This is a genomic window from Massilia antarctica (assembly GCF_015689335.1).
Classification (GTDB): Bacteria; Pseudomonadota; Gammaproteobacteria; order Burkholderiales; family Burkholderiaceae_D; genus Telluria_A; species Telluria_A antarctica.
This window is the reverse complement of record NZ_CP065053.1, coordinates 3,901,371-3,912,683: the sequence shown is the minus strand read 5'-3', so window position 1 is coordinate 3,912,683 and position 11,313 is coordinate 3,901,371. Positions and strand designations below refer to the sequence as shown.

The 11,313-nt window shown below is 63.0% G+C and carries 10 protein-coding genes; 6 read left to right on the top strand and 4 right to left on the bottom strand.

The window, feature by feature from the left end:
• Window positions 1–245: 245 nt before the first annotated feature.
• From IV454_RS17675 to IV454_RS17665, 3 genes are all read right to left on the bottom strand, one after another.
• Entirely contained in the window at window positions 246–1,628 is a 1,383-nt protein-coding gene (locus IV454_RS17675) for an IS1380 family transposase (protein ID WP_206087148.1), read from the bottom strand.
• A gap of 259 nt (window positions 1,629–1,887) precedes the next feature.
• Entirely contained in the window at window positions 1,888–2,508 is a 621-nt protein-coding gene (locus IV454_RS17670) for an RES family NAD+ phosphorylase (RefSeq protein ID WP_206087147.1), read from the bottom strand.
• Window positions 2,509–2,510: 2 nt separating this feature from the next.
• The gene (locus IV454_RS17665) at window positions 2,511–3,251 is read right to left on the bottom strand and encodes a hypothetical protein (RefSeq protein WP_206087146.1); all 741 of its coding nucleotides are present in this window, start codon (window positions 3,249–3,251) and stop codon (window positions 2,511–2,513) included.
• A gap of 307 nt (window positions 3,252–3,558) precedes the next feature.
• Between IV454_RS17665 and IV454_RS17660 the strand changes: the two genes are divergently transcribed.
• From IV454_RS17660 to IV454_RS17635, 6 genes are all read left to right on the top strand, one after another.
• Window positions 3,559–4,965, top strand: coding sequence for an L-cystine transporter (locus IV454_RS17660; protein WP_229521678.1), 1,407 nt, complete (start codon window positions 3,559–3,561; stop codon window positions 4,963–4,965).
• 93 nt (window positions 4,966–5,058) lie between these two features.
• On the top strand, window positions 5,059–5,823 hold the full coding sequence (locus IV454_RS17655; protein ID WP_206087145.1) for a histidine phosphatase family protein: 765 nt from the start codon (window positions 5,059–5,061) through the stop codon (window positions 5,821–5,823).
• Between the two features lie 13 nt (window positions 5,824–5,836).
• On the top strand, window positions 5,837–6,757 hold the full coding sequence (locus tag IV454_RS17650) for an NAD(P)H-hydrate dehydratase (protein WP_229521676.1): 921 nt from the start codon (window positions 5,837–5,839) through the stop codon (window positions 6,755–6,757).
• A 298-nt stretch (window positions 6,758–7,055) separates the two neighbouring features.
• Window positions 7,056–7,562, top strand: coding sequence for a hypothetical protein (locus tag IV454_RS17645; protein WP_206087144.1), 507 nt, complete (start codon window positions 7,056–7,058; stop codon window positions 7,560–7,562).
• Between the two features lie 435 nt (window positions 7,563–7,997).
• Entirely contained in the window at window positions 7,998–8,744 is a 747-nt protein-coding gene (locus IV454_RS17640) for an SDR family NAD(P)-dependent oxidoreductase (protein ID WP_206087143.1), read from the top strand.
• A 90-nt stretch (window positions 8,745–8,834) separates the two neighbouring features.
• The gene (locus tag IV454_RS17635) at window positions 8,835–10,070 is read left to right on the top strand and encodes an acyltransferase family protein (RefSeq protein WP_054267124.1); all 1,236 of its coding nucleotides are present in this window, start codon (window positions 8,835–8,837) and stop codon (window positions 10,068–10,070) included.
• A 27-nt stretch (window positions 10,071–10,097) separates the two neighbouring features.
• Here the strand turns inward: IV454_RS17635 and ada are convergent, their stop codons facing one another.
• Complete coding sequence (gene ada / locus IV454_RS17630; RefSeq protein ID WP_206087142.1) at window positions 10,098–11,186, bottom strand: bifunctional DNA-binding transcriptional regulator/O6-methylguanine-DNA methyltransferase Ada; 1,089 nt, start codon at window positions 11,184–11,186, stop codon at window positions 10,098–10,100.
• Between the last annotated feature and the right edge of the window lie 127 nt (window positions 11,187–11,313).

Here is an 11,313-nt window from a genome sequence, read left to right as displayed (position 1 = left end):
AGGATGCCATGGCTCAGGGCAGATACAACGCAGGCCACAGCAGGCAAGCGAACGGCGCCCTAGCCTGAATGTTTCATAAACTGCTGCCGCAGTGCCGGTTCGGCGATCCATGAGCTTCTCGGTGACGATCACGATGTCGCGGGCAATAGCCCGCCTACCCGATCAATCGGCATATCAAATGCAGCGGTATGAGGTTGATGTTGGCGACGGAGTGGTCAATTCTCGGCAGACCGGACGTGTCTTACTCAGGACGAGTTCAAGGACTTGGCGGGCGTTGCCAAATACAGTCTTTCGGTCAACGTCTGCAGCAGATCTCTGACTGGACAGGCACTTGGTAAATGTAGAACGATCTTGTTCTTGCACTGCCTGACCTGCACGGCGATTTTGAACAGTTTGGAAATGACCGTTGATGGCTGCGCCTGCGACAGCGCGGTATGCCGCAGCCCTTCGGTGCGCAGTTGCTGGTGCAGGATGTAGGCCGCCGCGTGCAGCAACAGGCGCATGCAATTGGCGAGAAAGCTGGTGCAGGAGGTACGGTCGGCGGCGAGGTCATCCTTGAGATGCTTGATATAGTTTTCGGCCTGACCGCGCGCGCAATAGATATCCTCGTACAACATGCCGGCATCGAGTCCTGGCAGCGAGGTGACGATGAAGCGCGTGTTCTCGCCAAGGGCCATGACCTCGGCCTTGAGCAACACGCGCCAGGCTCTCGGCCAAGAACGCGCCTGGTAAGCAAATTCGTCGAACAGACGCACCGCATTGGGCACCACGTCCTGCGATTGTGCAGCCACCCACCGGTCAATGGCGCGAAGTCTGGTCGGCTCGGCCATCGCAAGGAGCTTGGGGTTGCAGGCGAAACCAAAAATGAAGTCCACGTTCGACATGCTGTCGATCAGGCTCATTAATTCAGGCCCGCTAAAATGTCCGTCGCCACGTACGAGAATATGAGTAGCGGGGAAGTGCTGACGAATCCGCGTCAGAACGCGCCGCATGATCATCGCGTTCTCTTCGCCAAATGGTCGCCTTCCGGGCCGCAGCACCGCCGCGATCAAGCCGCCCGACTGGCCGTCGAAAATCATCAGCGGCAAGTAGCAGGTCGAACCATAGTGGTGGTTGTAGAACGCCAGCGGCTGCTGGCCGTAGCACGCATCCTCGGAGTGATCCAGGTCGAGAATCAAGCTCTTTGGCGGGCTGGAAAAGCTGGCGATGAACTGTTCCACGAGCGCTTCGCTGACGCGGTAGATGTCCTGGCGACTGGCCGCATGTTCGAAGCGCGAGATCGTCGCCCCGGACGCCAGCGCGGCCTCGTCGTCGAACGGCAAACGGGCCGCGCCAAGTTTGAACATCGGGTCGTGGCGCAGGCTGTTCGCGTCATTGCCGTCTTCGTAACCGCAGCCGATCTGGTAGATGCGCTGTGTCAGAAGATCGTGATACGAATGGCTGACGTAACTCTGATGACGGCGGTCAGGCAAGGCCGCAGCGAGGCGCTTGGTCAAGCCAATCTGGAGGTCGACTCCGCGCAGCAAAACTGGACCGAGATCGGACGACAAACCCCCACCGGCGAAATCGGCGCGGACGCTGTGCGCGGGAATGGATGCAAAACGGAGCTGCTCTGGGGTAGAATTCATGTCGGGCAAGGTGGCGTTTTTGTTGACAGGGTAGGTTTCTAGATAACTCCCATTCTATCAATCACTTACGGCATTCTTGCCCTTTTTTATGCAAAATTCAGGCTAGGGAGGCGAAGCTGGGCGCCGGCCCATCGACGATCACGACGCAGGGTCTTCCGTGACGTCCCGGACCGGCTCTTAGATGAGCACTTGCGCTTCCCTCAGCCATAGCCTTGCAGAAAACTGTCGCGCTGCGGCCAAACGGACACCCTGCTGTGTTTCAAGCGGCGACAATATTGAAGCGTGTGGCAGCGGCCCGGAAGCCGCTGGCCTTAATCAGCTTCACCGGTTTCCTGACACTGATTTTCGGCTTGGCGCGGTCGAACAACATCACTGCCTTCTCGGAATTGAGATGGCGGGACATGTAGATGAAGCCGTCGACCATGGCCGGGTTTTGAAATATCGCCAGTGCCCAGCGCTGCGTCCGGTCATACCGAGGGTCGTGACCCGCCAGGTCCGCGTTACCGTCGAGCCGTTTGAGAGCAACGCCAGTGAGGTCGGCCAGCACCAATGGCTCACCCTTAAAGCGCAGCAAGTAGAAGGCTTCCAGACTGGACGTCGATATTTTAAACGCCCCGTTAATCGGCGACAGGTCATGCAGCATGGTTTCGGCCATTGCCACGTCCAAAGACAATCCGAAGTAGCACGAGTCATACTCGGGCGCCGGCGGCGCCAACTTGGCTCCAGGTGCGTCAAAGCGATTTGCTCCGGAGTGTTGAAAATACGGTTCACCCGTGTTGTGGGTGCCGATGCGATAGAGCTTCGATGGGTCCAGGCATACCGTGGTCAATGCGCCCGTACTCAGCATTGCGGGCGGCGCGGCTAGTGATTTTGTACCCAACGTTAGCGTTCTTTAAAGGCAGCGGCCGCGCGCAGGACTTGGGCGAGCTCACCCCGCGCCAACGCCGCGATCGGGGTCAAGCCGTTGAGCGATTCCCTGGGAGAGGTGAAAAATTCCCACTTGCTCGGGCCGGGCCATTCCCCCAGCGCCTGGCATACGCGTTCAATGTGTTCGCGATTGCAGCGCGGATCGGCAAAAAATGCCGGATACACCTTGCGCCCCGAGGGCCCGTCCAGAGTAAACATGCGCTTGCTCTGAACGGCCTTTCCCAGCGCTTGCGTGCTCATTTGCAGCCGTACGGCCAGCACCGTGGAGGTGAGCAACAGGCCTTCGTTAAAGTCACGCTTTCTGTTAGCAACTTCCTGCGCTCGCAAGTCGTTCATGAATTGATCGTTCTCGCCGGGAGTTCGATTCCCTTTCGGTGCCGAGGGTGACGCGCGCACTACGCCCACCGCTGGCACAATGCCCAGATCGGCCGAAAAGGATTTGATCAGTTTCTCGAGTTGTCCTGGCGTAAATCGTTTGACGCTCGGCGGCATCGTCGTGGCCGCGCCCGTTTCTGCGAGGGCATGTGGTCCGGAGCTCGATTTCTCGCCCTTGCGAGGGGTATTGAGCTTCAGCAGCACGTAGCCTTTGCCTAGATCACCCACCTGCTCGATCTTGTCGATCCAGTTGCCGCCCAGTCCGGGTCGGTCCGATTCCGTTGCAGAACCGGATGGTTGCTTCTTTGTTGCGGTCGCCATGATGCACCTTTCATTGTCGATGGGGGGATGATACGCCGGTTTTCGCGCGAGTGAAACCAATGAAACCAATGAAACCAGCGAATCTGGTATCGAACTGATACTGCGAGTAGCAATAACTGGCCCGGTTCCCGCTGATGCGCGCCGCGTCGGGAATGCCGCCTCTGTGACGGGGTACGGGCAGCGGACCGTCGGAAGTCATTCAAACGACGGACGGGCTGGTGTGCAGTACAGCACGATTATGGTTAGAATGGTCCGCTATATTGCCGCCGCGAAGCGTCCGCGCGCAGCGCCCACTCAAGAGGCCCGCATGACCCTGAATTTTCCGTTGCTCCTGAACCTTGCCGTCGCGCTGGGCGTGTGCTTTCTCCTCTATAAGATGCAGGAGGCGCATGCCTCGTTCACCAAGCGCGTATTTACCGGCTTGGGCGTGGGCGTGCTGCTGGGAGCGGCTTTCCAGCTGATGTATGGCGCGGCCTCACCCGTCATTGCCGACACCAACGCCTACCTGGACATCGTCGGCACCGGCTACGTCAAGCTGCTGCAAATGATTGTGATGCCGCTGATCATGGTGTCGATCATCGCCGCCATCCTCAAGCTGCGCGATGCCTCGTCCCTGGGCAAGATCAGCGCGCTGACCATCGGCACCTTGATGCTCACCACCATGGTGGCGGCCGGCATCGGCATCCTGATGGCCAAGCTGTTCGGCTTGACCGCCGTGGGCCTGACCGCCAGCGCGGCCGAAGTGGCGCGCGGCGACTATCTGAAGGGGAACCTGAACACGGCCCAGGCAATCTCGCTGCCCAGCATGATCATCAGCTTCATTCCCGCCAATCCCTTCCTCGACATGACCGGCGCGCGCAAGACCTCGACCATCGCGGTGGTGCTGTTCTCGATTTTCGTGGGGATGTCGGCGACCGGCATTGCGGCCAAACAGCCGGATAGTTTCGACGCCTTCGAGCGCTTCATCAAAGTCGCGCATGCCATCATCATGCGCATGGTGACCCTGGTGCTGCGCCTGACCCCGTTCGGCGTGTTCGCGCTGATGACCCAGGTCGTGGCGGCATCCAGCCTGGACAGCATCGTCAAGCTGATCAGTTTTGTCACGGCCTCCTATAGCGCCCTGCTGCTGATGTTCTGCGTGCATTTGCTGCTGATCAGCGCCTCCGGCCTGAACGCGGCGCGCTACGTGAAGAAAATCTTCCCGGTGCTAGCCTTCGCGTTCACCTCGCGCACCAGCGCCGGCTCGATCCCGATGTCGGTGCAGACCCAGACCACCCGCCTCGGCACACCCGAAGGCATCGCCAACTTCGCCGCCTCGTTCGGCTCGACCATCGGCCAGAATGGCTGCGCCGGCATCTACCCGGCCATGCTGGCGGTGATGATCGCGCCCACGGTCGGCATCGACCCGATGACCTTCGGCTTTATCGCGCCGCTGATCGCCATCATCACGGTCGGCTCGGTCGGCGTGGCGGGCGTGGGCGGCGGCGCCACCTTCGCGGCCCTGATCGTGCTGTCGGCGATGGACTTGCCGGTGGCCCTGGCAGGCTTGCTCATTTCCATCGAGCCTTTGATCGACATGGGCCGCACCGCGCTCAACGTCAGCGGCTCGATTACGGCCGGCACGGTCACCAGCCGCGTGCTGGGCCAGACCGACATGGCCATCTTCAACAGCGACACCGCGCTCAATCTCGATGCCGACGAGAAAGCGGCGTAAACCATATGCTACAACTGGTTGTATCGTGCGCTGATCTCCCGCCGAATCCGTCTATGATGACGTCGCGTCAACATTTCAACGGCAGGCGAATCGATGGAACAAAAGTGGCCCCAACAGATCTGGCTGGTCAGGCACGGACAAAGCGCCGGTAACGTGGCGCGCGACGCGGCTGAAGCGGCGGCCGGCCTGCATATCGATATCGCCGAGCGCGATGTCGACGTGCCGCTCTCCCCGCTCGGCGCCGAACAGGCGCGCGCGCTGGCCACCTGGTTCGCGGCCATGCCGCAAGACCAGCGGCCGAACGTGGTGCTGCATTCCCCCTACGTCCGCGCGGCCGAGACCGCCCGCATCATCATGGAACAACTCGGACCAGGCAGCCTGATGGCGGTGCAGGTGGACGAGCGCCTGCGCGAAAAGGAATTCGGCATCCTCGACCGCCTCACCGTGCTCGGCATCGAGCATCAATATCCGGAGCTGTACGAGCAGCGCCAGCACGTGGGCAAGTTCTACTTCCGCCCGCCCGGCGGCGAAAGCTGGTGCGATGTGATCTTGCGCCTGCGCAGCATCATCGACACCATCACCCGCGAATTCTGCAAGGAGCGCGTGCTGATCGTCGGCCACCAGGTCACGGTCAACTGCTTGCGCTACCTGTTCGAGCGGCTCGACGAAGCGGCCATCCTCGCCTTCGACCGGGCCGCCGACGTGCCGAACTGCTCGGTGACTTCGTACAGCTTCGATCCCACCCAGGGCAAGCACGGCAAGCTCGGCTTGCAACTGACTAATTTCGTCGCTCCCCTGGAAGCGGCAGGCACGCCGGTCACGGCTCAAAAAGATGTGCCCGCTGCTCCGAAAGCGTAGGCGCGCCGGTCCCATGGACATGCCGCTCGCCAGCACCCACATGATCACCATCGACAGCGCCGCCCTGCGCGCCTGGCCGCTGCCCATGCCGCCCGCCGAAGGCGACAAGGAACGGCGCGGCCACGTGCTGATCCTGGGCGGTTCGTGCGAAATGCCGGGTGCCGTGATCCTGGCGGCCACCGCGGCCTTGCGCGCCGGCGCCGGCAAGCTGACCATCGCCACCGGCGCCAGCGTGGCGCAACTGGTGGCCCTGGCCATGCCGGAAGCGCGCGTGATCGGCTTGCGCGAAACGGCCGAAGGCGGCTTCGAGCGCGATGCGCTGGCTGCGCTCGACCCGCTGGCCGACAAGGTCGACGCCGTGCTGATCGGCCCTGGCATGCAGGATGAAGCGGCCACGGCGGCACTGGTGCGCGCCTTGCTGCCGCGCCTGCAAGGCGTCAAGGTGGTACTCGACGCCAACGCGATGGGCATCGTGACCAATCCCGACCTCGACGGCGAGAACGCACCGTTCCGCTTTGCCGAGACCGTAATCCTGACCCCGCATGCGGGCGAGATGGCGCACCTGAGCGGCAATCCCAAGGAAGACATCCTGGCCGACCCCGACGGCGCTGCCAGGGACGCGGCGCAGGCCTGGAACGCAGTGGTGGCCTTGAAAGGCGCGCGCACCGTGATCAGCGCGCCGCAAGGCGGCCCCTGGCAGCACCAAGGCGGCAACGTGGGCCTGGCCATTTCCGGCTCCGGCGACACCCTGGCCGGCATCATCGCCGGACTGGCGGCGCGCGGCGCCACCCTGGCCCAGGCTACCTGCTGGGGCGTGGCCCTGCACGCGCAGGCGGGCGAGCAGCTGGCCTTGCGCTTTGGCATACTGGGCTATCTGGCACGTGAGATTCCGGCCGAAATTCCGGCCCTGATGGAGCAAGCCGCCAGTTCCTGAAGTCGACGGAACGGTCGCGGCCGAGCAAAACGTTTGATCGGTATCAAATTGCGCGGACATGGAGGTAAATCTACGTCAGATACGCAAATTAATATGAACTGGCGCAGATGTTGAAAGTCTAATTTCTACAGTCGAATTCGCGCATCAGCAAATGGGACCGCGTTATCCACGACGTCGGTTCCCTGATGGTCCTGGCCGGGCGCGTGGTATGTCCGGCAGGATCGACCTGGCGCCGTTGCCTGCGGCAAGTTGGAAAGACAGGCAGCGGTACTCAATTGACGTGACCGAGGAGTAAACAATGAAACCATTCACCACCGCACCAAAAATCCTGCTGACTGCGGCGCTGCTGGCGTCCATGCTCGTTGCCTGCAAGCGCAATGACACCCCCGCCACCGGCACGGGCACCAGCGACACCGCCACCTCCGGAACCACATCCGGCACCACCTCCGGTACCAGCGGCACCAGCGGCACCACGGGTACTGGCGATACCAGCACCAGCGGCACGAGCGGCACCGGGACGAGCGGTACGGGCACCAGCGGCACGAGCGGCACCGGGACCAGCGGTACGGGCACCAGCGGCACCGGCACCAGCGGCACCACGGGTGATACCGGCAGCGGCACGTCGGGGACCGGCACCTCCGGCAGCGGCACCAGCGGTACGTCGGGTACTTCCGGCACCAGCGGCACATCTGGCACCAGCGGCACATCTGGCTCCGGAACCAGCGGCACATCGGGAACCAGTGGCACCGACACCTCGGGCACCAGCAGCACCACGACGACCGACAAAGGCAAAAACAAGCACTGACCCGCGCCTGCGCCGCCCATCCGCGCACCCACAGCCTCGTTCCCGCGCAGGATTGGGTGCCCGCTGCGTAACGCACGCGTTACCAGCGGGCGCCTGCGTCCGCGCGGGACGTCGTTCACGTCAGCGACAAGCGATCGTTCGCGCCAGCGAGAAGGGATCGTTCACGCCTGCGACAAGTGATCGCTCGCGCCTGCGAGAAGAGATCGCTTGCGCCACGGGCGAACAGAATAGCCTTTCTGACTACTTTACGAATTTAGAAGCAAGAAACAGAGTTTTTACGCCTTCCTCCATCCCTATACTCGGCAATCCGACACCTAAGCGCGCGCCGCCTGGGACACGGATGTTTGCAGGTTTGTTCCATGCTGGCGCCTTCCGGTGGACGGTGGCGCACATGGACCTTGAGGCGCCTTACCGACAATGGATGGAAACAGAACCATGAACCAGTTTGAAGGAAAAACCGCGCTCGTCACAGGCGCATCGCGCGGCATCGGCCGCTCCATTGCCCTCACGCTCGCGCGTGGCGGCGCCCACGTGCTGGTCCATTGCAACCAGGGCATGGACAAGGCCGCCGCCGTGGTGGCCGAGATCGCCGCTGCCGGCGGCCGGGCCCATGCCATCGCCGCCGACCTGGCGGCGCCCGATGGCGCGCACAAGCTCGCCGTCATGGTGCGCGAACTGGCCGGTCCGTCCCTGCATATCCTGGTCGCCAATGCCGGCCTGGCCAAAAACGCGCCGATCGCCGAAATGGGCATCGAGGACTTCGACCGCCTGTTCGCGGTGAATGTGCGGGCGCCCTATTTCCTGGTGCAGCAACTGCTGCCGCTGTTCGCCAACGATAGCAGCATCATCCTGCTATCGTCCCTGGCGGCCCGCTCGACGGTGGGCGATATCTCGGCGTACGCGGCGACCAAGGGCGCGGTCGAGACCCTGGTGCGGCATTTCGCCCATGCCTTGGGCGAGCGCGGCATCCGGGTCAACGGCGTGGCGCCCGGCGTGGTCGATACCGATATGTCCGAATTCGTCAGGACCGACGCCGGCCGCGAGTTCGTGCTCGGCATGCAGGCCATCAAACGGGTCGCGCAGCCGGACGATATCGGCGACGTCGTGGCCTTCCTCGCCTCGGATGCGGCGCGCTGGATCAGCGGCGACATCATCCAGGCCGACGGCGGCGCCAGGCTGTAAGCCCTCGTCCCCCGCGTGCGTCCGCCAGACGCGGCGCGCCGCACGGCGCCGCCGCGGCGGACACGGTCCCTTCCTTTCCCTGCGATCGCCATGACCAAACTGACACTGATGGATAGCCACAGCATGCCCCCGTCACGCAATCTTGAACTGGACCGCTTGCGGGCGGTGGCCGTGATCCTGACTTTCTTCGTGCATTTCCGCCAGGTGTTTTTCCCCTGGACGTTCACCATGACGTTCAAGGAGTCGACCTCGGTACTCGATCTGTTCAGCATGTCCTGGGGCGGGGTCGATCTGTTTTTCGTCATCTCCGGCTTTATCATCTCCAAGACCATCGTCGGCGAATTCGACAAACTGCGCAACCAGCCCTTTTCGCTCGCGTCGACCATCAAGGCGTTTTACGTGCGCCGGATATTCCGCATCCTGCCGGTGGCGTGGTGCGTGATCGCGCTGGTCCTGGTATGCGGCGAATTTTTCAACGAAGGACACTATTTCGCCAATTCCGTCTACAACGTGCAGGCCGCGATCAATGTGTTCACCTACACCTTCAATTACTGGCTGCCCGAGCACAAGACGGCGCAAGGGGTACCGCTGGCGCCCTTCTGGAGCTTGTCTGTGGAAGAACAGTTTTACCTGTTCTTTCCGATCTTCCTGCTGTTGGCGCGCACCACGCGCCAGCGCGTGCTGCTGCTGGTCGGCGCGCTGGCCGTGGTGTCCTTCGTGATCCGCCCCTTTACCTTGTCCAATCCGGTGCACGTGTTCTTTTACACGCAAAGCCGCTGCGACGGCTTGCTGTACGGCTGCCTGCTGTATCTGTTTACCGCGCAACCGTGGTTTTCGGCGATCCGCGTGCACGCCGGCCGCCACCGCTATGCGGGCGCGGTTCTGGTCAGCGTGCTGGCGGTGGCGATCGCCGGCGCCACCGGCCTGGGCTTCAGCAATACCGTGGTCGTGCCGGTCGTGTGCGCCCTGTCCATCGTGCTGGTGTTCATCGCCGCTTGCGAAGGCGGCCTGGTGGTGTTCCCCTGGCCGCTGCAGATCGTACTCGACTATATCGGCAAGCGCTCCTACACCATCTATCTCGTGCACTTGCCGATGTTCTTCCTGACCATGGAAATCATGTTCCGCTACACCCGCCAGCGCGGCATGCCGATCAACTCCGACCTGTGGCTGGCATACACGGTCTTGATGTTCGCGCTGGTGCTGGGCATGACCGAACTCATCTATCGTCTGGTCGAGCGGCCGATGATCGCGCGCGGCAGGCTGATGGCGGAAAAGATCATGGCGCGCGAACACGACAAGGTCGTCCACGCCAGCGTGTCGGTATAAGGCGTGGCGCCTGCCGGAAGCACGCCGTTAATTGGCCGGCGCCAACGCCATCGCTTCGCGCTGCAGCAACTCGCGCTTGCGCTCGACGCCCCAGCGGTAGCCCGAAATATCGCCGTTGCGCAGCACCACCCGGTGGCAGGGGATGGCAACGGCGATGCGGTTGGCGCCGCAGGCTTGGGCCACGGCGCGCACGGCCTTGGCCGCGCCGATCCGCTCGGCAATATCGGTATAGCTCACGGTGGTGCCTGGCGGAATATCGCGCAGGGCTTGCCAGACCCGCTCCTGGAAGGCCGTACCCTGTACGTCCAGGGGCAGGTTCAAGCCCAGGGCCGGTGCCTCGACGAATCCAACCACTTGCGCGACCAGTTGTTCGAATTCGGCATCGCCCCCGATCAATTGCGCCTTGGGAAACAGATCCTGCAACTCGCGCACCAGCACGTCGGGGTCGTCACCGAGCGAGATGGCGCAAATGCCGCGCTGGCTCTGCGCGACCAGGATCGCGCCCAGCGCGCACTGCCCCACGGCGAAGCGGATCAGCGCATTGTGCCCGCCGGCCCGGTAGTCGCTGGCGCGCATCCCCAGCAGGCGGTCCGATTCCTCGTAAAAGCGGCTGTTCGAATTGAAGCCCGCGCTATAGATGGCGGTGGTGACGGAAGTCTCCGCGCCGCTCAGTTCTTCGCGCAGCTTGCGCGCGCGCGCCGCCGACGTATACGCCTTCGGTGTCAAGCCCGTCTCGGCCTTGAAGATCCGATGGAAGTGAAACGCGCTCACGCCCACTTCGGCGGCAATCTGGTCGAGGCGATGGGCTTCGCCCGTTTCGATCAGGCGGCAAGCGCGGGCCACCAGCGCCGCGCGCTGGGCGGCGTTGGCGGTCTGGTCGCCCGCGGCGCGCCGGCTCGGGCGGTAGCCTGCCGCTTCGGCCGCCGCCGGCGAATCGAAGAACTCCACGTTCTCCCGCTTGGGCAAGCGCGCGGCCGAACTGGGCCGGCAATACACACCGGTGGTCTTGACCGCGTACACGAAATGGGGGTCGGCCGCCGGATTGCGCGCCTGCACGGCGGCCCAGCGTAATTCATTGCAGAGAAAGTCTGAAGCGGGGGAATGATTTTGCGTCATGATCGATTCGGTGCTTTCATATGGTTATCAACGGCGCCAGGCTTCAGGCGCAGGCAGGCCATTGCTTGCGTTTCAACGGGATGGTGGGGCGAACAGGCGCCTGCCACGGCGGTGGCCGGGCGGGCGG